The sequence below is a fragment of the Streptomyces sp. NPDC058457 genome (assembly GCF_042720695.1).
GTDB lineage: Bacteria > Actinomycetota > Actinomycetes > Streptomycetales > Streptomycetaceae > Streptomyces.
The window spans coordinates 19,359-41,032 of record NZ_JBHXLU010000093.1 but is presented as its reverse complement, the minus strand read 5'-3'; the positions used below and the strand labels follow the sequence as shown (position 1 = coordinate 41,032).

Here is a 21,674-nt window from a genome sequence, read left to right as displayed (position 1 = left end):
ACACCAGCCGTACGCTCAAACGGCAGACACCATCGAATGCGTCCGGCGTGGCTGGTGGTCCGTCGGAGTCGGCGGATGACGGCCCGCGCACCGTCATCGTCGTTCCGCTGGTGAAGTCTGACGGTCTACGACTCGTCAGCGAAGGTCACGATGCAGCCGTCGCACGGTGGAATGAGACGACGATGAAGGCGGCTTCGCCTGGTCTGGACGACCCTCCGTGAGCCGCTGGCCGCCGCAGGGGCTACGGCTGATCAGGCCCAGATCCTGGTTCCTGTACCCGCCCGGCGGCGATCACTGCACGGATCTCCTGGAGGGCATTGAGGCCGGTCAGCGGATCTCCGTCGACGACCAGCAGGTCGGCGCGGAAGCCGGAAGCAATACGGCCGGTCGAGCTGCTGAGTCCCAGCGCGTCGGCAGCGTGGACGGTTGCCATATCGATGATACTTTCGTTCGGCATACCCAGGTGCGCGTAGAACGCGAGGGCGGGTACGAGCGACCCGTCGAACCCGGTCCGCTGAACTCCTGCGTCGGTACCGGCGATGAGTTTGACTCCGGCTTCGGCCATCTCCCGGACCTGCCCGAAAAGGACCTTCGCCCGCTCCTCGCCGAAGACACGCGGCACCATCTGCCAGTGGGGGCTGACAGCCGGGCAGACGGCGATGTCCTGATCGATGATCTTTTTGAGCACGTTGCGACGCAGGCCGAAGCCGTCCTCCGTCATCCAGGAGCAGTGCTCGATGGTGTCCACGCCGGCGTCCACGACGGCCGTGATGCCGTCCACCCCGTGGGCGTGCGCGGCCACGGGCACGCCGGCCTGATGCGCCTCGTCCACGAGCGCGCGAAGCTCGTCCTCCGAGAACTGGCTCTGCCAGCTCTTCGGCCCGTCCTTGGTCAGGCCGCCGCCGGTCGCCATGACTTTGATCACGCCGGCACCCGCCGCCAGGTTGCTTCGCACCAGGTCGCGGACTGCTGCCTCGCCGGATACCTCGCCGCCGAGGAAGTAGCAGTGGCCTCCAGGCCTGGTCAACGGGGTGCCCGCGGACACGATCTGAGGACCGGGCGTGCCGCCGATGCCGATCTCCTCGTTCAGACGGAGCGCCAGGTGGTTACGGTCGCCCAGGTCCCGGACGGTCGTCACGCCGCTGCGGACGAGTTGCCCGGCTCGACGGCGCATCTCCGACAGGAGGTGCTCGTCATCCGAAGCGCGGAGAGCGGCCACCGGATCGCTGCTGCCGTCGAACACCAGATGAACGTGCGCGTCGATGAGCCCGGGGACGACCGTCGCGTCGGGAAACGCGAGGTGCGTCTCGTCCACGCCGGCGTGGACGTCGAACTGCGTACGGGGTCCGACCGCTGTGATCGTGGCGCCCTCAACGCGGATGGCGCCGTCCTGCAGGTACGTCCCGGAACCGGTCAAGATCCGTCCGGCCGTGATCAGCATGTCGTCTCGTCTCCTCGTTCTCCCATTGGTTACGCGGTCAGCCGAAGCACTTCCGCCACCGCGATCAACTGGCGGACGTCCTCATCCCGGTCGTCCCCCTTCGGTACCGCCAGGGCGACCGCCGGCCCCGGTGCCGGCACATCGTTCTTGATCATGTCGGCCGCGACGCGTAGGCACTCGGCCAGCTGAGTGGGTTCAAGGTCCAGCAGGTTCATGCCTTCTCCCCTGCCCACCACGTACGGGCTGATGTCGACCAGTCCGTCCCGGCATTCCACTATCCGGCGGTGGTACCGGCGGTGGACACCACGTGCCCGCCAGCGATCCCACAGTCCCAACGAAGCTGGGCGCAGGTGGTTCTGGGGATAGACCTCGATCAGCAGCTGCCACAAGGGGGCCAGCCGACGGTGATCGCGTCGCCGACGCAGCCAGAGCCGGGTAGCGGTGATCCTGGCGCGGGCCACCGAGTACGTGACGCCTGCGGCGAAGAGGAGGCTGGCTACGACCAGCAAGAGCGACGCATATGTGTTGACCCGATACGGCACAGAGCCACCGTTCCACCGGACCGTGACGAAGACCGCGCGGATCGCGCAGGCCGCAGCCATCCCACCCAAGCCGATCGCGGCCATCCACAAGCCCGTGGCGTGGGGACGGCGCGACATGCGGGCGTAGGCAGCGGACCACCATGCGGCGGCGCCAATCGCGTACATCAGGTACAGGCCGGCGACGGTGTAGAAGAGGAAGATCTGGGGGACCGTCATGTCCACCGTGACGTACGGCTTGCCGAGTTCGTCCCGCGGCACGGTCACAGCCGCCGCCGTAATCGCCACCGCAACCAGGACCATGACGACGGCTTCCCACCGAGCTCGACGACGCGCTGTCGATCCGTCCGCAGAGTAGAGGTAGAAGCACATCAGGAAGTACACCGCCAGCAACAGCAACAGGTTCTGGGCGAGCCTGGCCATCCCGTGCCCGGCAAGGGTGTCGATCCCGCTGGCGCCTCCCGGCATCGCCACTGGGTACGACAGCCCCATGCAGAGGAAGGCGCACGCCACCGACCGTGTGGGAGCGTCGTGCGGAGCACGGAACCACAGATAGAGCCGCCACGCGACCGCGACCGCGATGATCAACAGAAGGTACGCCACGACCTACAACCACCCTCGCCGGTCACTCAGAGCAGACTGAACCCGACGCACTCTCGGGTCCTCCGACAGCGGCGGAAGGGCATCCACCACCGAGGACCACTCCAGGATGATCGTGGCCGCCAGCTCGACCGAACACTCCTCCGCGTCCTCGTACGAGCAACGGGTAGCGACCCGCCGGATCAGCTTCGGGTCCAGCACAGGCATGAGGGCTGACCACTCCTCTACGAACTCGTCCGGAGCCCCCTCGACGGCCTCACGGCCTTCCTCCCACTCATCGACGAGGATGTGGAGGAGCTCGTGGAGGATGATCTGCCGCTGATGCAACGAGGTCGTTTCCTTCTGGTAGAAGATCACGTCCTGTTTCGGCATCTCGACCCACAGTCCCGAAGGTCCGGGCTTTTCCAGCGCGAAGGGGCGCAGGATCATCGGACGTCCACGCCGGTCGCCGAGCGCCCTGGCCAACTCATCCACGTCCAGCGGCGGGACGATACCGAGACTGCGCAACTCGTGCCGCAGTCGACGGTGGAGGCCACGCTCCACGGTGCGCTTCTCGGCCGTACGCCACCGACCCAGCCGCCGACGCCCCAACCGCCACCTAACGGGAACCGTTGATTCCGGTTCGTCAGGGGGGCATTTTCCCGGAGACATGTGCGCAATCCCTTCGTACCGGCTGAACGTCGCCCGCACTTGGAGCCGAGCGTCAGCCACCACGGGTCAAAGATGTTTCCGTCCCCGGTGCAACCGCATGAAGGTGACCGCATCAAGACCGGCACCGTCCAAGAGGAGCGGCCGCCCGACGCGATCGGATTGCGAGGAGATCCGAGACTCCCTCGGACCTCCTTGATCGCAAGCGCGAACAGAGATCAACCGATCGAAGCCCTTCGGGGAGCCCCCGGGAACCTCTTGGACCTTACGCGAGGCCCGTAAAGGATCAAGCGCCGGATGCCACCCTGCGTGACACAAAAGAGGGCTGGAACCACTCACACAAACACCAACAAATGACGCATTCCTTATGTCGATCAAGACTCTGAGCTGCCACTTGTCCTTGTGTTCATATTGGTCACCCCGTCCACCGAACGCACATTTCCGTTATCATTTCGAAACTATGAGCGTTAGGGCATTTCAGTCATATAGGCACTTAGTCGACGATAGAACACTCACCCAATCGAGGCAGTATTGAGCGTGCGGGTGATCACAGGTGCGCCACTTCCCCAAACTGCCGCGTCACCCTGCCCGACCGTGTGGGCAGACGGATCCAGCCAGGCACTCTGATACTCAGAGTTACATTGAGAGCACCATTCGAACACCTGCCATCAATCCGCCCCTGAGGGAAGCTCACATCTCGTTATCCGTTGGCGCTGCGATCGATGCCTATGCAGACATCGCTTGCGTTATCACATGCAAATGCAGTTGCCAAGCGCCAGTAATCGTGGACGGGGCGTCGGCGAGCAGCATCACCCCCCTCCTGGTCGAAGTAGTGGGACGCCGCCCGCTCGTGGGCGGGTGCCGGGCTCGGGTTCGTCCGCGATAGCGACGGCGTTGTCTGCCTCAACCTCGATCACCGGGTCGACGCTGAGGGGGAGGTCGCCGGTTGGGCTCGCACTGTCCTCGACCCGGTCGTCACCGAGAACGGCGCCACGGACAACAAACGGAGCTCCCGTGCTCCCCACGAGGTGCCCATGCGCCCTGCTAGGGCTGAGAGGAGCGATCAGTTCTCCAGGATCCCGTCCTCAACCTCCCGGCGGCGACGGCAGCCCGAAGCGCTCCACTCGCCGACGGGACAGCCGCATCGGCCAAGGCTGCTTCCCTCGACCTCCGGCTGCACGGCAGGATCAACCCATGAGACTTCTGGTCATGGGCGGGACTTGGTTCCTGGGCAAGCACGTCGTGGAGGGCGCACTGGCGCGAGGGTGGGAGGTCACCACCTTCAATCGCGGGCGCTCTGGCCGCGATGTGGACGGCGTGGAGGCAATTCACGGAGACCGTACGAGCCGGGTCGACCTGACGCGCCTTGCAGCGCAGGGGGCTTGGGATGCCGTCATCGACACGTCGAGTTCGGAACTGCCTCCGCGCGACGTCCTGGCGGCCGCGACCACGCTGCGGCCGGTCGCCCGCCGGTGGGTGCACATCTCGACCGTGTCCGTGTACGAGGGATGGCCCCACCAGCCGCTCACCGACGCCTCATTGCTGCTCGACTGCCCGTCGGACGCCGACGAGTCCTACGGTTACACCGGCCCGGACGGCTCGCCCACCCAGTACGGATTCCAAAAGGCCGGCGGGGAGCGCGCCGTGACCGAAGTGTTCGGCACCGCTGCGGTGTTGCTGCGCCCTGGGGTGATCCTGGGCCCGGGCGAGTATGTTGGCCGACTGCCCTGGTGGCTGGAGCGAGCCGAGCGCGGCGGCCGCATCCTCGCACCCGCCCCGGCCGAGCAGCGCATCCAACCGGTAGACGTTCGAGATGTAGCGAGGTTCGCCCTCGACCAGGCGGCGAGCTCCTCGGGAGGCGGCTTCAACGTCGCCCACCCCGAAGGCATCACCTTCCGCGGCTTCCTCGAAGCCTGCCTTACCGAGACGGGCGGTGCCGGGGCACCGGTATGGGTCGACCCGGCGGTGCTGATCGAGCAGGGTGTGAAGCAGTGGACGGAGCTCCCCCTGTGGCGTACTCACGCGGGCGTGTGGGCCGTTGACTCCAGCCGCGCAGTGGCTGCGGGGCTTCGGTGCCGGCCGCTTGCCGACACCATCCGGGAGACGTGGCGGTGGTGGGCCGGGGACGGGCGTCCCGTGGACCACCCGCGGTGGGCCGAACACGGGATCGCCCCGGAGAAGGAGGCGAAGATCCTGGCCTCGCTGTAGGTCAGCTCTCGATCGCGAGCAACCCGATGTGCGGGCCGATGCGGTGCGGCGGGGAGACGCGGTTGAAGTCCTCGATCCGCTCCCGCAGCTCCTTGGGGACCGGAGAGCCGTGGTACTCGGGCCGATTCAAGTGCCGTCCGATGCGGGCTGTCCGGACGACGATGCCCGTCTGCCGCTTCTCCACGGGGACCTCCCACACCAGCTGCAGTGCCTCTGCCGCGCCATCCACGTCACCCGTGATCAGGCGGGCGTGGGCGAGGTCGGCGGCCGCACCTGCCCGCACATGAGCCGACTGCTCCTCACTGGGCCGCTGCGCGATGAGCTCCAGGGCGCGCCGCGCGTCGGCTTCGGCCTGCGCGGCGTCGCCGATGACCAGGGCCGTTGTGCTGGTGGACATGGCCAAGCGTTCCAGCGAGAAGGCGAACTCACCGCCCACCCCGTCGTGCAAATCGTCCCGGATGCCCGGGCCTTCCTGCGAGGACAGCAAGATCGCTTGTCGGGCTGCGGCGACATCGCCGAGATGCGCATGGGCCCGGGCCTTGATCGCGTGGTGCCGTCGGTGCGCCATGTCCCCGAGACCTCCGTAGGACAGAGCGCGGGCGGACTTCGCCACCGCCTCGGTGGCGTCGCCCGTGTGGTACGCGATGTAAGCGAGAGTGCCGTCAGCGAAGGCTTGCAGCGGTGTGAAGCGGGTTGCCTCGCCGAACACGGCGGCCGTACGCGCCAGGCTCCGGGCACTCGGAAAGTACCCGAGGTCGAACGCGGCGACCGCGAGAAGAGCGGCGGCCTGCCCGTTCAGGATCATGAGCTGTTGCTGCTGGACGGGAACCTGTGTCCGGTCCCGTTGCCGCTCGATCGCCAGGCGCAGCCTGTCGACGCTCTCGTAGGCCTCGGCGGGCGGTATCAGGTGATACCTGCGGGCTACGGCCCCCACCTGGTCGCGTAGTTCGTCGATGGTGTTGTCGGAGATGGACGCCGAAGCTGTCGCGTCGGCGCCGCCAAGGGCTTCTTCTGCGGTCATTCGAACTCGTTCTTCCAGGTCTTTCGCGGGTGCCTGGGGATCTGTCTTCGGCGGCGGCCCAAAGAGCTGCTCAGCCGTGTAGCCGGGCCACATTGCCTCAAGAATCTGGCAGGCCTCGGGGACCGGCAGACCTTGTAACTGACCGCCCGTCCACCGTCGGAACTGCGTCTCGCCACATGTCGGACTGGCGCTGCCGTTCCCGAAGATCCGCGCACCGTGCTTGGCGAAGTCCTGTGCGAACCGGCGGTAGGTGACCTTGTCCCGGCCGCACAGCCATGCGAGCAGCGTCCTCGGCTCAGTCCTCATTCCGCCCCCAGTCTGCGAGACGCAAACGATCGGCCTACGAATCGATCCCTTCTCTGGAAAGGGATACCGCCATTGCTCCCGGGGACAACATCCCCCGCAAAGAAGCCACTTCAAAGCTACCCCGAGGCCACTTCAGTCGCCCGGGAGCGCCGAAGAAGCCATGTCGCAAGTCATGGCGGAGCGACCCGGGATGGGTGAACTCTGATCGCCTACTTCGCTGAGAGTGCTCGACCGAGCACAGAGGCCAGGGAGTCACCCGAATGCCCCCAAAACCTTCCGGGTTGGTCAGACCGCTTGAGGTACCACCGCCTCTGGTGCCCGTCCGATACCCCATGACGGCCGGCTTCGACATTGCGCTGCCTGCGGTCCCGGTGAGCGTCGAGCGGGCCCGACAGGTCGCACGTGCTTGGTGCCGCCAATGCCGCGTGCCGAACGAACTGGTCGACACCCTGCTGCTCCTCGTATCGGAGTTGTGCACGAACGCCGTTCTGCACGGCACATCCGAAACCGTCGGCGTGCGCGTCTGGATGCCGTCGGGCTTCGTGCTACGCATCGAGGTCGCTGACCACACCCCTTCCCCGGCACCTTCGGTGCAGCAACCGGACGCCGGCGCGGAGAACGGCCGCGGCCTGTTCTTGGTCGACGCCTTGGTGGCTGACGCAGGTGGCAGGTGGGGGTTCACCGCAGACGGCACCCGAGCGTGGTGCACGCTCGGCCTGCCCACGGAGGTCCCGTGCCCGGAGCCTGCCGCATTGGAACCTGATCGAGCCCCCTCGCTCCGAGACCCAGTGAAGCCCTACACCCATTTCTGATCCTCAAGGCCTCCCCCATGCCTGATTCCTTAGCGACTGGTGCCGTGTTCACACACTTCAACGCTCGCGGCGCCCCCGATGACATGCGTCTGATCGTCAGTCCCGTTGGTACGGATGCTGACCTTCGTCACGCCTTACAGGACCTGCAGCTGGGGCGTTACCACGCCGCCCGGGACCTCCTCAGAATGACGGGCCACAATTGGGGGCTCAGGACAAGCCGCAGCCAGTTGCTGGCCGCCGGCGCCAGCGAGCCGGGCGTGTTCAAACTCTGGCTGGACGAGGACCCGGCCAACCCGGACGCGACCATGATGTGGGCGCGGGTGCTCACCCGGGCGGCGCTCGACGCATACCGCCGGGGCAAGAGCGAGGACGTGGTGAGGCGCGCGGCTCAGTGGGCCGCGCAGGCATGCCAGAGAGCTGCCGATCTGCTGCCCGCGTGTCCGGTGCCCTGGATCGACAAGATCCTGCTCGCGCAACTTCCCTTCCCGTCCCACCTGCTCGATCCGTACGCGCGGACCCGCCCAGAGCCGTGGGACAAGTTGCCCCCGGCGGCCGGTGGCCTTGATCACGGAATGCATCACCGCGGTCCCTGGCCCCTGCTGTGGGAGGTCAACGCCCGCCATCCGGGCAATCGCGAGGGCTACCACCGTATGCGCCAGTACTTCCAGACCGTCTGTAGTCCTGGGGCCGCGATGGAGTTCTCGTGCTGGATGCTCCTGTCAAAGCCGCCCAGCGCGGACCTGTGGCTGCTTCCCGTGTACGCCCTCGTGGACAAGTACCGCGTGGAGCACGGGGAGGACGGCGTGACGGGCAGGGAGACTTTCTGGCAGACCGCGAACGCCGGAGGCCACGCCGTCAGGGCCTACGGCAGGTGGTTCGCCGAGATCCCGCCCGACGAGTACCCGTGGGTGTCGATGTCGGACCTCAGCCACCTCGCCCACGCCCTGGTCGCGAACGGCGCAACCGACATGGCCGCCGAGGTGCTGCGAGCGATGGGCCCCTACGTCACTGCCCAGCCCTGGCAGGACGTCAACACGGTCCTGGGCCGCTACACGAACTGGCAGGACTGGTTCCTGACCGCCCGCGCGTCCACCCTGCGCCGCTCGCCCGCCAAACGAGCAGCCCCATAAGCCACCCGCCTTGGCGTTCAACGCCTCCCGTCTGTCCCGTCCCCCTTCCCTGATTCGAAAGTGGATCTCTGGTGTCTCACAGCCGCAGCAGACCGACCTCCGACGACGCCTTCCTGGCCGAACTCGGGATCATGCCTGAGTTGTCCCGCCGTACGAGCCCGTTCCAGAACTTCGCGATCAGCTTCTCGGTGATCTGCATCCTCGCCGGCGGCATGAGCCTGTTCGGGCTCGGCATGGGCACCGGCGGGCCCGTGGTCATGCTCGGGACCTGGGTCACCGTCGGCTTCTTCACCCTCCTCGTCGGCATGTGCCTGGCCGACGTGGTCTCCGCCTACCCGACCAGCGGCGGGCCGTACTTCATGGCCAGCAAGCTCGGCGGCGCCCGCTGGGGCTGGGTGACCGGCTGCCTCAACCTCCTCGGCCTGCTCGGCGCCATCGCCGGAATCGACTACGGCGCAGCGACCTTCACCGGCGCCTTCCTCCAGATGAAGTGGAACCTCACTCCCACCACCGGCACCACCATGCTGATCTTCGCGGCCATCCTGCTCGTGCACGGGCTGCTGAACTCCGCCGGTGTCCGCGTGCTCAACGCGCTGAACTCGATATCAGTGTGGTGGCAGCTCGGCGGCGTCGCCGCCATCGTCGGCGCGCTCATGCTCGCCCCGGCCCAGCACCGTTCTCCGTCCTTCCTGCTCACCTTCCACAACGAGACCGGCTTCACCAGCCCGGCCTACGTAGTGCTGATCGGTTCCCTCGTGGCCGGCTACACGTTCTGCGGATACGACGCCTCCGCCCACATCGCCGAGGAGACCACCAACGCCCAGGTCTCCGCACCCCGCGGCATCGTCCGCTCCATCGGGGTGTCCTGGGTGGCCGGGTTCATCCTCCTCGCCGGCATGCTGCTCGCCGTCCAGGACTACGAGGGCACGCTGAACACCCAGACCGGGGCCGCACCCGCGCAGATCTTCCTCGATGTCCTCGGCCGGACGGGTGCCGAGATTCTGCTGGTGGTCGTGATCATCGCGATGCTGCTGTGCGGCAACGCCGAGGTCGGGGCATCGGCCCGCATGGTCTACGCGTTCTCGCGGAGCCGGGCGCTGCCGGGGTGGCAGAGCTGGCGGCGGGTCAACGAGCGGACGAAGACGCCGGTGCGCGCCGTGTGGTTCTCGGTGATCGTGCCGTTCGTCCTCGCCCTGCCCGCCCTGTGGTCGGTCGCCGCCTACGGGGCCATCACCGCGATCAACGCCGTCGGGATGATTCCCGCCTACGGCATCCCCGTCTACCTCGCCCTGCGCAAGGGCACCGCCTACCAGCCGGGGGCGTGGACCCTCGGCGCCTGGCGCAAGCCGATCTCGGTCATCGCCTGTGTCTACGTCGTGGTCATCACCGTGGTGTTCTGCCTGCCCCAGACCGCCAAGTCCTTCAACTACGCCGGCGTCACCCTCGCGATCGCGCTCCTGTTCGCCTGGGTCACCTGGCTGACCCGCGGCAGGACGGCCTACCAGCTCACCGCCGACCGCGCCGCCCAGCCCAGCGAATCCCTGCTGAACGAAAGCCTCTGACCTGTGATGACTACCGAGAGCATCCCTGCCGAAAGCGGCAAGCGCCTCACTCTGGACGACTTGGGGCCCCTCATACGACTCGGCACCGTCAGCACGGTGATGGTGGTCATCCCGGACATGCTGGGGCGCCTCAAGGGCAAGCGGGTGAGCGGCCTCGCTCTGCTCGAACGGCTCAGCGACGGCGACGGCACGCATGTGGCAGATGCCTGCTCCTACCTCCTGGCCACCAACGCCGACATGGACCCCCTGAGCGGCTTCGACCTGACCAGCTGGGACGACGGCTACCACGACATGCGCGTGGTGGCCGACTGGAGCACGTTGCGCGTGCTGCCCTACATGCCCGGCCTCGCCCTGGTGCACTGCGACGCCATGGACGACGACGGGGCGTTCATCGAAGTCGCCCCCCGCCAGATGCTGCGCCGGCAGCTGGAACGCCTCGCGGAACTCGGGGTCGAGGCGCGGCTCGGTCTGGAGAGCGAGTTCGTGCTCCACGGCGAGGACGGCCAGCCGGTCATGGACCGCAACATGGACTACGACCTCGACCACCCGCCCCGCGTGGCGGACTTCTTCGGCTACCTGGAACACGCGCTGCGGGATGCCGGAGTGCCGCCCGAAACCCTCAAGACCGAGGGCGGCAAGGGCCAGACCGAGATCACGTTCCGCTACGGCGACGTGATGAGGGCCTGCGACGACTACACGGTCTACAAGCACTGCGTGAAGCACCTCGCGCGGCGGTACGGGATGACGGCGTCGTTCATGGACTCGCCGGTCACCGGCGTGACCAGCGGCCTGCATCAGCACCTGTCGCTCTGGCGCGACGGTCAGCCGCTCTTCGCCTCCCGCTCACGCCGTGACCTGCCCACCGAGGCCCTGAGCCAGAGCATCGCCGGGCTGATCACCGCCATGCCGCACCTGGCGCCGCTGATCGCGCAGAGCACCAACTCCTACAAGCGGTTCGTGACGCCGCACTCGTTCGCTCCCCAGTTCATGAACTGGGGCACGGACAACCGCGGCTGCGCCATCCGGGTCACCGGCCACGGAGACGGCACCCATCTGGAGAACCGACTGCCCGGCGGCAGCGCCAACCCCTACCTGGCGGCCGCCGCCTCGCTCGCCGCCATCGCCCACGGCCTCGACGAGAAACTAACCCCGCCGCCCCCGTGCCTGGGCAACGCCTACACCGACGGCGAGTCCGCGCCCCTCCACGGCGACCTGTCCGACGCCCTCAGGGACTTCCAAAGCAACCGGCTCGCACACGAACTGCTCGGTACCGAGGTCGTCGTTCACTACAGCCGGGCGGCCCAGGCCGAGGTCGACAGGCAACGCAGCAAGGTCACCGACGTCGAACGCGAGCTCCTCAGCCTTGCGTGAGACCCCTGGTCCCCTACTCCCTGCCGCCGGGCACACCTCCTCGCCTGGCGGCAGGGAGGCACTCCACTCCACCCACAAGAAGACCTGCCCAGGAAGCCGATGACGAACGTTGCCGTACCGGCGGCCCCCCGCAGTGCGAGTCCGGATGCCGAGAACACTGACGTATCGCCGCCCCGCGGACTGTCGAGCCGCCAGTTACAGATCCTCAACTTCCTCCGCAAGGTCAGCGCTGAGCAGGGCTTTCCTCCCACGATTCGGGAGATCGCCAAGGCGGTCGGACTCCGTTCAGGATCATCCGTCTCCTACCAACTCGACCGGCTAGAGGCGCGGGGGCTGATCGACCGCGCCAACGGACGCTTCCGCGGACGAGTCCTCGCCGGCACTGCATCGCCCCAGGAACGAGCCACGGTGCAGGTCGTGGGCTGCCCCCTCCTGGACGACAGCAGCGACGAACACAGCGACGGGACAGACCTCGTTGTCGTCCTCAAGGTGCCGCTCGACCGCCACGCCAGGCGCGCCCTGCGCTCCGGCGCCCACCTGACCGTCCAGCAGCTCCCCGCAGCCGACAGCGATTCCACCTCTGTGGACGCGTCCCTCATAGGCCAGGTCATCGGCGTCACCCACCCCGTGAGCGGCACCTACCTGATCCCGACGGGAGGGTAGGCACCGATGGACTCGGCCCGGACAACGAGGGGCACCAGCCTCGGCGACGGGGTGGTCGCGGAAAGGCTGTACTGGCGTGGCAGGCCCGTGCCGTACATCACCCGGTGGACGGCGGAGTCCGTTCCCCAGCCGCGCGTTGTCCGCCACGTCACGCGAGCCGGCGAGGGGATCGGTTTCGAAGACGAAGACCCCCAAACCGATCGCCGCCACGGAATCCTGTCCATCCGGTCAGCTCTCGCCCCGGGCCGCGGGGAGCCAGATTTCCGCCTGGTCCATCCCCACCGGCAGCGGCGGGCGATGGCGCACAGCCTGTGCCAGGTGTGCAGCGGCCCGGCCAGCACCCGGGCGGACGGCCGCACCCTGTACCTGCTGGGCGGTGCGAGACCGATCGCCGAGGGCGAGACGACGGCCGCGCCCCCGGTGCATCCACCCTGCGCCATCGAAGCGACCGAGAGCTGCCCGCCGCTGGGACAGGGGTATGCCATCGCGCTGGTGGAGCGCGCCACGCTGTACGGCGTCGCCGGCGTCATCCACGACCCCGAGACGCTGGCGCCGCTTCCTCACGTCGGGGCGCGGCCCGGCGAGCTCACCCACGTCGACATCGCCGCACCCGCCAGCCGCTGGACGCTCGCCAGCTTCACCGTGGTCAGCCTCCACGGCGTAGCGACGGTCAGCCCCGAGGAGCTGATGGCCTCCGTCAGGCCGACATAGGCCTCCGCCCCACCTACATAGCCAGCTCCATCACCGCGAGTACGGAGCTGGCTCCCGATTTACGACGTCGTCCCGCCGAGACTCTCCTCAGGAGACACGCATGTCAGCCACTCCCGAATTCCGTACCCCACACAGCCTGTGCCGCTACACCCATCCCGCCATGAACGTGCTCGGCCTCACCCTGGTCGGCACTCTGATCTGGAACCGCCCAGCCCTCTTCGCGATCTTCGCCGTCGTCAGCGCCGCCGGGCTCATAACCGCCCTCGTCGTCGCCCGTGTCAGCCCCAGAACCTCCCGCGAGCCCAACTCCCCCGCCTGGACCTGGACCGCGATCACGATCGACTTCCTCGGCGTCGCAGGCGCCCTCGTCGCGCTCTACCCGCTCATCAGCGCGCCCGCTGTCGCCAGCCAACACGTGGTCTCCGGCCCGCACATGGCGACCGTCGCCTGCCTGGTCGGCGCGCTCCTCATCGCCAGCCTCTGGGTCTACGCACACATCCGCAGCGACTGCCCTGTGGCGGCACCTGCCGCCCCCCCAGTAACGCGAGCCCGGTACCGGTGTGCCCCCCACCGCCGACCGGCCCAATCCGCAACCGAACTCCTGTCCCCGAGCGGCTACTCAACTCCCGCTCGGCGACCGGGACAAGACTCCTCGGCCCCGGCCGTTGGCGACCACCACGGCCAACACGAGGGGGCTCAATCCGGCCAGCCACCTGCATGAAGGAGAGCTCATGTCCCACGGGCAAGACGTCAGTGACTGGTTCACGGACCCGCCGCCTCGCCGGGTGGGGGTTCATGCCCTGATCACCCGAGGCCCGAAGCTGCTCGGGGTCACCCGCCCGTACAGGCAGTCCATCTCCCAGTGGGGGCTGCCGGGCGGCTCGGTGGCCGCCAACGAACTCCGCCGTGCCGGACTGAGCCGGCACCTCGCCACGCGCCTGGGCCTCCAGGCGACAGCCGGCCGTCTGCTCGTGATCGACGACGTACCGGAGAAACCGGGGCAGCACCGGGAAGGCACCAACTACGTCTACCAGGTGGAGATCCCCGATGACGTCGAGCCGACCGTGACCGAGGTCGGCGGCTTCGGTGAAGCGAAGTGGATCGACCGCGACCAGCTGGGCCACTTCGCCGTCGCTCACTCCCTGCGGCGCATCCAGCAAAGCCTCCTGGCCGCTAAGACGGGACTGGTCGCCGAACTGTTCCTCGGCGACCCGCAATACGGCAGCCAAGCCGTCAGCGGTCCAGCCGCCTAGAGCTGGAATCGACGGGCGCCAGTGCCTCGCCAACTTCCGGCGATCGTGCTCGGCGCCACAAGCCGCCCGCGCACCGCGGCGGTTTCGCCACCAACTCCCGGCGCGGGCCTTCCATCACCGTGCTCCCCCACGGCACAGCGAATACCCGCACCGGGTCTCACCCCCTTCACCCCTCCGCCTCCCCGATCGGGAGGCGGAGGGTCCGACCTCACGGATGGCTTGGAGGCCAGCATGCAAGAGCTGACCAGGCCGGTAGAAGCCGACGCCGTCGACTCCACGGCCCTGCAAAACTTCGTTGCTCTGCGCGGACAACTCCGCGTCTCCTTCACGCCGCGGTGCAACATCGCGTGCTGGTTCTGCCACAACGAGGGGGACGTCCCGCCCCCGTTGACGAAGGCGGACCGCTCCCTGCAACCGCGCCCCCGAGCACTGGATCCGGACGGCTACCTGACCTTGATCCGCGCCCTGATGGCCGCAGGACTCAAGCGCGTGTACTTCACCGGTGGAGAGCCACTGACGTCCTCCATGGCCCGGCCGGTTCTGGAAGGCCTGCCGGAGCAGGCCCCGGATGCCTCGTACACCCTGATCACCAACGGGACCCGCATCCGCACCCACCAGGCGTGGCTCGCGCGAACCCGCCTGGACAAGGTGAAGGTGTCGCTGCACTACTTCTCCGACGAGAGCCTGCGCGCCATCGCCGGCACCCGCATCACCATCGACACCGTCCTCGACGGCATCGAGGCGGCCCGGGAGACCTTCCCTCAGGTCGAGCTGAACACGCTCCTCCAACAGGAGAATGCGCACGAGGTGGCGCACATCCTCGACTTCGCTCTGGAACGGCGCCTGCCCGTGCAGTTCATCGAGCTAGTGGGCACCGACTTCAACGAGGCCCGAGCCTCCTCAGCTGTCTCGGCCGACGCCATCCTGGCCTACCTGCGCACGCTGACCTCGGACGAGCACGTCGAAATCGCCGGGGTCGGCCAGGGCCGGCGCGTCTTCCGCATCGACGGCGTCGAGATCGACGTCATCCATCGCGACCTCGGCCGCCACCACGTCGGCCAGTGCGGCACCTGCCCGCTGCGCAGCCAGTGCGTTGAGGGTTTCTGGGCCCTGCGCGTGGACCACAACGGCGGCGTACAGCCCTGCCTGCTGCGCGACGACCTGCGCCTGAACGTGGCCGATCTCCTCTCCGACCCGGACCGGCTGGCCGCGGCCGTCACCGGGCACGTCGCGTCATTCACCGAGGGGACGCTATGACCCGCACGCCGCCTCCGTACCAGCCCTTCTACTACGAGACCGAGCCGTACCCGGTCGTCGTCCTGGAAGGCATCTCCGGCATCGGCAAGTCGACCCTGGCCGGCCTTCTCGCCAAGCGGCTGAATGCCTCTCGCATCCACACGCTGACCGAGCCGCACACCCGATGGTCCTCCACCGTCAACGCCGACCTGCGCTCGCTCCCCCAGTTCGCGTTCTACCTGTCCGGCGCTCTGCACACCTCCGACCGGATACGCCAGGCCTGCGCTCACGGCCCGGTCGTGGCAGACCGCTACCTGTCGTCCGTCATCGCCTGCCACGCCGCCGTCCACCGCGTGCCCGTCGACGCCGTCACCGCTCTCCTGGAGCCTTTCCGCTACTACCTGACAGCGCCCACCCGCACCTACTACCTGCGCTGCTCGGAGGACGAACTGCGCGAGCGGCTGGCCGTCAAGGCGGACGTGAAAAGCGACGACACCGACCTGCTCAACGTGCCCGATCGGCTCCCGCGGCTGCTCGCCAACTTCGCCCGGGTGGCTGAGGGAGACGACACCGCGGTCTGGCTCGACACCGACGACAAGTCGCCGGCGGAGCTGGCCGACTGGGTCATCGCCGACTTGGAGCGCAGCCTTGCTTAACCCGATCGACCCGGCCGCCGTCATCCGTGACGGCGGCGCCGTCGGGCAATACCCCGGCCAGATCCACGAGGGCGTCGGGTGGTGGCTGGGCGCCTGCCTCGTGGTCACCGCCAAGGCCTCTCGCCTCGCTGTGGCCCACGACGGACACCCGGTCAGCACCGAATTCGCTGACCGCCTGTGCCAAGGCGCGATCAACGCCCAGCACTACGCCTGCACCGTCCGCTACCTCGGATGGCAGCCCGAGGAGAAGCTCCTGGCCGAACTGAGGACCATTGAGGCCCCGGGTGCATGGCTGTCCTCGGAGACCGCCGGTGACGTCACCGCCGTACGGATCCGCCTGTACACCGCGCAGGGCGCACTCCTGGACAACACCAACGGGCTCGCGGCCATCCGCAGCCTCATCGACCAGGACCGTGTACCCCGTCCCGTGAACTCCGGGGCCAAAGGCGCGATCGAGCCGTGGCCCCCCGGTCCGGCCACCGGAGGCCGCTCGTGATCGACGCAGCGCAGATCATCGACTCGGGCACCAACATCCTGTTCGTGACGTTCGACTCACTGCGTCACGACGTCGCCCACACCACGGTGGAGAACGGCCGTACTCCCCGCCTCGCCAGGCTGCTGCCCGGCGGGCAGTGGGAACGACGCCAGACACCCGGGACGTTCACCCTGCCCGCGCACATGGCGTTCTTCTCCGGCTTCCTGCCCAAGCTGCCACGGCCGGAGCAGCCGAGCCGCCTGTGGGAATGCCGTCCGCCGACCTTCAAGGAGGTTCCCCCCGAGACGTTCATATTCGACGCCCCGAACCTGCTCGATGGCCTCGCCGTGCATGGGTACCGCACGGTGTGCGTGGGCGGAGTCACCTACTTCTCCGCGGGGACGCCGCTCGGCTCGGTGCTGCCGACCATGTTCCATGAGGCGCACTGGCGGCCCGAGTTCGGCTCTCCCGAGCCCGACTCCACCCGCCACCAGGCGGACCAAGCCCTCGGCATCGCCGACCGGTACGACGGCCGGCAGCCGCTGTTCCTGTTCGTCAACGTCTCCGCCACACACGTCCCCCACGGTCACTATCTGGACAGCAGCACCGACAGCACCGCCTCGCAGGCCGCAGCGCTCGCCTACGCCGACGCTCACGTGGGCCGACTGCTCGACGGTCTGTCCGCCTACGGGCAGTGGCTGGTCATCATGTGCGCCGACCACGGGGACGCCTACGGCGACGACGGATACCACGGCCGTGGTATCGCCCACCCAGTGGTGTTCAATGTGCCTTTCGCCGCCTGGGTACATGCCGGCCGTTAGGCTCATCCGGCATGAGCACCGAAGTGATGCGAGACGCCTCCGTAGTTGTGGCTCGCGACGCACAGGGTCTGGTAGCCCTGCTGAGCGCCGACTTCCCCAACCACGGGGGCGAGTTCCTCTTTCTCCCCGGTGGCCGCCGTGAGCCCGGCGAAGACCCGCTTGAGTGCGCCCGCCGCGAACTCCGCGAGGAGGCAGGAGTCACCGCAGAAAGGTGGCGCCCACTCGGCGCGTACGCGATCACTCTCGGCTCTACGGCGCGGGTCCATCTGTTCGAGGCCCGTGAACTCACGCTCGGCGCGCAAGAGCTCACCGAGACGGAGCAGGACTTCAAGCTCATGTGGTGGCCGATGGACGACGCGGTGCAGGCCGCTCACGAGGGGCGTTTCCTCCTGCCCGCCGGACCACTGGCTCTCTTTCTGGCCAACCACGCGACCTAATTCCTTTCCAACAGCCCCCGGGCGTCAGGTCGAGTCACCAGGGTGTTCGAGCAGTGAGGGCTGTCACCGCCTACTTCGAGCTGGGCCCGTGATGCCTCTGGCTAGGGCATGTGGGCCGTCCTCCTGCTTGTGGTGGTGGCGGTCGTGTGGGCGTCGAGCGGACGTCTTCACGCGACCTGGTCAACAAGACCTACTCAGAGAACGGCGGCGCTCGGCGTCTTCGCGGCCGCCACCACCACAGCAGAATCCCGCAGCACCTCGGCGCTGCCCCACCCACACGCCCCCACACCAGTACAGGCCGCCACCCCCGAAAAGGGATTCCTTCCGGGGCGCCGGTACGCAGTTCTTGCCACGGTCCCGCATATGACGCTGGCTGCACATCACGCTGTGGATCTACGCCGGGAATCGCTGGACCGAGTGCTGGAGTGTGCGGAGCGGTCGCTCCAGGTGCGTCTCGCACCGGAAACCGTGGTCCGCAAGCGCTGGACCGTCGGGCTATGCCGGCTGCCAAGTTGGCGGTCACGACGGGAATGTGGCTACGGGAGTTCACCTGTCTGCTGGATATGGCGTTGCCCGGTCGGTTGCGGGACGGTACGGCGGTGCCGGTGACGTTGCAGGCGATCGCGAAGTTCGGTTTCCCGCGGATCGGATGGTGCAGCAGATGGCGTTGCGCTCACTGGCGCTGTACCGCCGTACGTAGCGCTCGGCGGCGGTTGCCCGCAGCGGGCCGGTGCTGCGGCGGCGGGCGGACCTGTTCGTGGTGGACGACGCCGATGTGCAGGGGATGCGGCTACCGGGGCAGGTGCGCTGGCAGCGGCGATGCCGGCGGGTCTCAGGAACACGATCAGCGAGGATCACATCCGGCCCTCTCAAGAGAGTTCCCAGGGCGCCGGGCCCGCGCCGCAGGCTCCCCAGCGGAGTCCCGCCGGATAGCCAGATGGCACACGCCCAGCCCTGTCGCCGACTGGACTGAGGCGTCGGCGGAGTCGCACTCAAACTCCTTGCTCACCTCGGGACGAGCTGCGCAACCAGAGCTGCCCTCAGCGACCACGACGCAACTCCTTGGCCACCCATGACGAGAACGCTATTCTCACAGACTGCAATCGCTGCTGCCAAATCGGCTCAATCGGGCTCCGCCGTATGGATGGCGTGGAGGAGAAACGACGTGAGACACACGAGCACAGCCAGAAGCGGGATTGGCCACCTCAAGACGGTGCTGCTGTCCGCCACCGCACTTGTTCTTCTGTCCGCGCAGGCAGCGCCGGCGGCCACGTCCGCCCCGTCGGCCGTAACCAAGGGCAGCGTACGACTGCCCGCGGCCGCTGACATCAGCGAGCTCCCCGTCCCGCCGACAGCTCCCTCTGCGGCCCCCGGTTCGTGCACGACCACGGTGAACCCGCACCGGACCGGGTGCGTCTCAGCCGCCTGGGGTGCGTTGGGGTCGCCGGGCTTCTTCTCGGACCCCCGCTACGTGCTGCTCGGAGTGAACTTCGCCGGCGCCCCTCCCGCGCCGGATCCGGCGAATGTCTACAGCGGGCCCCAGGTGTTACTGGTCAGAACCGATGGCACCACCTTTTCCAACGGGGACGGCTGGAAGTGCCTGACCTGCGGTGTGCCGGCCGCCAACCGGCAGGACATCGACACCGCCAGCTACACCTATCCGCCGCCGTACGCGTTTCCCGGCGACCGCCGGGTGCTGGTCGGCAACGGGGTCCTGGACTGCGGCAGGTACCAGGTGACCGACCCTCGTTGCACGCCGGACCGCATGCACATCTCCCCGATCGAGCTGGGCGGCCGGCCGCTCGGCGGAACCATCGGCGGTGGCCAGACCCGTGAGTGGCGGCTCAATCCGGACGGGGTACACCTGGGCTGGAACACCGCCGTCGTGGACAACGGCGCCTACGACGAGTTCGGCTCCGTAGGTCGACTGGAGTTCGACAGGGCCGCCGGACGCTACAACCTCACGCACGTCACCTTGCTGTACAATGACGCCCCGCAGTACCAGCCCTACGTCGTGGAGCGCGGAAACCGGCTGAGGTTCAACCCGGCGGGGATGATCGGGGAGTTCCGGGGCTGGACCAGTGACGGGAAGGCGGCTCTGGGCGTGCAGTCGTACGAGTCGGACAGCGTAGACGCGTGGGCAACCTCGCTGGCCACGGGCCGGTCACGCCCGCTGACCCGGCACGCCGAGTACACGGATCCCATGTTCATGTCCCCCGACGGCCGGTGGCTGATCGCCGAAGAGGTGGTGGGATCCGGCCGCCTCGACTTCATCTCCGGGATGGAGGGCATCCCGCCGATCACGGACCAGCTGCCCACCACCGGCCATATCTCGGGCATCCGCAACAACGGAGAGCGCCGGTTCTTCCTCCCCTACCTCGTCCACGCGGCCGACGGCCGCGGCGTCCCGATCACCCCGGGGGCTGATCCCGCCTGGAACGCCGGTGCCGACCCGGTGTGGCTGGCGGACAGCACCGCGGTGGTGTGGCCGGAGAACCTGGTGACCTCGCCCGCGTGCGGCGGCGCCAACCCCCTGCCCTGCCCGGTGTCCACCGAGCCCGGCGGCCGCCACAGCCGGGTCATGATCGCCCGGTTCCCCGAACTCCACCCGAGTCGGGCCACCCCGCCGGCCCCGATCTCCGACTCCGTCCCCTGGGGCACCCCGTACACGGCGGGCCAGGCGTTCCCGACCCGCGCACACCTGCCCGCAGGCAGCTACACGTTGCCGGGCAAGTCCCACGGAACAGCCGACGTGGTGATCACCGCAGACGCCTCGAACGCGCTGATCACGAAGATCCAGGTCAGTTACCGCGACTTCAGCGACAACGGCACGGACGTCGTCAACGGCACGGAAAGCGCCGAGCGGGGCAGCGACACCACGATCAGCTCCGTGACCTGGCACGAGAACCTGGGACTGTCCGGACGGCACACCGGCACCAAGGTGACCGGACCCGACGGGTTCGCTCTGTCACCACGTGCACTGGGTAACTACTTCGACGCCACCGGCACCATGACGACCACAATGGACGAACAGACGTGGACCCAGCCGGGCAACGGCGACTGACACCACGGTTCTGTCGGTGGAGTGCGGGTGGCCGATCCGGTCGACCGGCTGCCCGCGCACCGCGGCCCGACTCGCCGAATGACACCTTTTGCCGGGCTTGCTCCTGCTCCATGGCAGCCTCTTCCAAGGGCGTCCACGACCTCGTCGCCGATGCGCATCCCGGCTGCGTCATGGCGGGCAAGGGCAGTCGTGGAGCCCACGCCGGCCAGGGACAAGTCCGCCTGTCCCCGGCGGGCGACGTCGGCGATCAGGCCTTCGAGCCATGCGATGAAGACGTCAGCGTTCCTCCACACCCAGAAGCGGCCACAGACAGTAGGCCACGGGTCGCACTCGCCGGGTGTCTCCCGCCACCGGCTGCTGGTGCGGAGCCGCCAGATCGCCCCCTCGAACTGATCCCGCAGCCACTCGGGGTACGGCCCGTACTCACCTCTCGGCACAGGTGACACCCCGGCAGCTGTCGGCGCTACCGCTACCGCCATACGGCCGCCGGCCGGCCGGCGAGCGACAGGATCGGGTCCCGTCCAGGTGCCGCTTCACGGCCACCGGAGTGGTACGCGCGAAAGGCCCAGCGCGCACTCGACCGCGTCTACCGCCTCATCAACCCTCCGAGCCGACCCCTTCGCCCCCTGCCTGCTCCGCGCCACCGTACGAGGTGCCTCCGAGGGCCCACGGCCCCTTACCCCCGTCCGCCCCTCTCGCCCAGCACCCCGCGTCCCACAC

The 21,674-nt window shown here is 68.2% G+C and carries 19 protein-coding genes; 15 read left to right on the top strand and 4 right to left on the bottom strand.

Annotated elements, in window-relative coordinates; all coding sequences use genetic code 11:
* Positions 1-241 precede the first annotated feature (241 nt).
* From ACFWPS_RS43935 to ACFWPS_RS43925, 3 genes are read right to left on the bottom strand one after another with little or no spacing between them, the layout of a single operon-like run.
* The gene (locus tag ACFWPS_RS43935) at positions 242-1,441 is read right to left on the bottom strand and encodes an amidohydrolase family protein (RefSeq protein ID WP_383717031.1); all 1,200 of its coding nucleotides are present in this window, start codon (positions 1,439-1,441) and stop codon (positions 242-244) included.
* A gap of 29 nt (positions 1,442-1,470) precedes the next feature.
* Positions 1,471-2,583, bottom strand: coding sequence for an MAB_1171c family putative transporter (locus tag ACFWPS_RS43930; protein WP_383717028.1), 1,113 nt, complete (start codon positions 2,581-2,583; stop codon positions 1,471-1,473).
* A 3-nt stretch (positions 2,584-2,586) separates the two neighbouring features.
* On the bottom strand, positions 2,587-3,123 hold the full coding sequence (locus ACFWPS_RS43925) for a hypothetical protein (RefSeq protein ID WP_383717025.1): 537 nt from the start codon (positions 3,121-3,123) through the stop codon (positions 2,587-2,589).
* Between the two features lie 1,299 nt (positions 3,124-4,422).
* On the opposite strand from ACFWPS_RS43925, the gene ACFWPS_RS43920 reads away from it, so the two are divergent.
* Positions 4,423-5,436 carry an NAD-dependent epimerase/dehydratase family protein gene (locus ACFWPS_RS43920; RefSeq protein WP_383717022.1) on the top strand — a complete coding sequence of 338 codons (1,014 nt, stop codon included), beginning with the start codon at positions 4,423-4,425 and terminating at the stop codon, positions 5,434-5,436.
* Between the two features lies 1 nt (position 5,437).
* Here the strand turns inward: ACFWPS_RS43920 and ACFWPS_RS43915 are convergent, their stop codons facing one another.
* Complete coding sequence (locus tag ACFWPS_RS43915) at positions 5,438-6,550, bottom strand: DNA-binding protein (protein ID WP_383717019.1); 1,113 nt, start codon at positions 6,548-6,550, stop codon at positions 5,438-5,440.
* A 545-nt stretch (positions 6,551-7,095) separates the two neighbouring features.
* On the opposite strand from ACFWPS_RS43915, the gene ACFWPS_RS43910 reads away from it, so the two are divergent.
* The 14 genes from ACFWPS_RS43910 to ACFWPS_RS43845 all read left to right on the top strand — a co-directional run bounded on the left by ACFWPS_RS43910 (position 7,096) and on the right by ACFWPS_RS43845 (position 20,954).
* Positions 7,096-7,575 (top strand): ATP-binding protein, encoded by a 480-nt coding sequence (locus tag ACFWPS_RS43910; RefSeq protein ID WP_383717017.1) that lies wholly within the window; start codon positions 7,096-7,098, stop codon positions 7,573-7,575.
* A gap of 185 nt (positions 7,576-7,760) precedes the next feature.
* Positions 7,761-8,705 carry a hypothetical protein gene (locus tag ACFWPS_RS43905; RefSeq protein WP_383717014.1) on the top strand — a complete coding sequence of 315 codons (945 nt, stop codon included), beginning with the start codon at positions 7,761-7,763 and terminating at the stop codon, positions 8,703-8,705.
* 131 nt (positions 8,706-8,836) lie between these two features.
* Positions 8,837-10,267: an amino acid permease gene (locus ACFWPS_RS43900; RefSeq protein ID WP_383717050.1), complete on the top strand. Its 1,431-nt coding sequence runs from the start codon at positions 8,837-8,839 to the stop codon at positions 10,265-10,267.
* Positions 10,268-10,273: 6 nt separating this feature from the next.
* Positions 10,274-11,638, top strand: a complete 1,365-nt coding sequence (locus tag ACFWPS_RS43895; protein WP_383717011.1) for a glutamine synthetase family protein — start codon at positions 10,274-10,276, stop codon at positions 11,636-11,638.
* A gap of 99 nt (positions 11,639-11,737) precedes the next feature.
* Complete coding sequence (locus ACFWPS_RS43890; protein ID WP_383717008.1) at positions 11,738-12,301, top strand: MarR family transcriptional regulator; 564 nt, start codon at positions 11,738-11,740, stop codon at positions 12,299-12,301.
* Between the two features lie 297 nt (positions 12,302-12,598).
* Positions 12,599-13,012, top strand: coding sequence for a hypothetical protein (locus ACFWPS_RS43885; protein WP_383717005.1), 414 nt, complete (start codon positions 12,599-12,601; stop codon positions 13,010-13,012).
* Between the two features lie 100 nt (positions 13,013-13,112).
* Positions 13,113-13,733: a hypothetical protein gene (locus ACFWPS_RS43880; RefSeq protein ID WP_383717002.1), complete on the top strand. Its 621-nt coding sequence runs from the start codon at positions 13,113-13,115 to the stop codon at positions 13,731-13,733.
* A 10-nt stretch (positions 13,734-13,743) separates the two neighbouring features.
* Complete coding sequence (locus ACFWPS_RS43875; protein ID WP_383716999.1) at positions 13,744-14,265, top strand: NUDIX domain-containing protein; 522 nt, start codon at positions 13,744-13,746, stop codon at positions 14,263-14,265.
* Positions 14,266-14,496: 231 nt separating this feature from the next.
* A complete protein-coding gene (locus ACFWPS_RS43870) occupies positions 14,497-15,522 on the top strand; it encodes a radical SAM protein (RefSeq protein WP_383716996.1) in 1,026 nt (341 codons plus the stop codon).
* Positions 15,519-16,157, top strand: a complete 639-nt coding sequence (locus tag ACFWPS_RS43865; protein WP_383716993.1) for a dTMP kinase — start codon at positions 15,519-15,521, stop codon at positions 16,155-16,157. The genes ACFWPS_RS43870 and ACFWPS_RS43865 overlap by 4 nt, the downstream gene beginning before the upstream one ends.
* Positions 16,150-16,653, top strand: a complete 504-nt coding sequence (locus ACFWPS_RS43860; protein WP_383716991.1) for a hypothetical protein — start codon at positions 16,150-16,152, stop codon at positions 16,651-16,653. The genes ACFWPS_RS43865 and ACFWPS_RS43860 overlap by 8 nt, the downstream gene beginning before the upstream one ends.
* Positions 16,650-17,453 carry an STM4013/SEN3800 family hydrolase gene (locus ACFWPS_RS43855; protein ID WP_383716989.1) on the top strand — a complete coding sequence of 268 codons (804 nt, stop codon included), beginning with the start codon at positions 16,650-16,652 and terminating at the stop codon, positions 17,451-17,453. The genes ACFWPS_RS43860 and ACFWPS_RS43855 overlap by 4 nt, the downstream gene beginning before the upstream one ends.
* Positions 17,454-17,464: 11 nt before the next feature.
* Positions 17,465-17,890: an NUDIX domain-containing protein gene (locus tag ACFWPS_RS43850; RefSeq protein ID WP_383716987.1), complete on the top strand. Its 426-nt coding sequence runs from the start codon at positions 17,465-17,467 to the stop codon at positions 17,888-17,890.
* A 1,165-nt stretch (positions 17,891-19,055) separates the two neighbouring features.
* The gene (locus tag ACFWPS_RS43845; protein WP_383716985.1) at positions 19,056-20,954 is read left to right on the top strand and encodes a hypothetical protein; all 1,899 of its coding nucleotides are present in this window, start codon (positions 19,056-19,058) and stop codon (positions 20,952-20,954) included.
* The last annotated feature ends 720 nt before the right edge of the window (positions 20,955-21,674 follow it).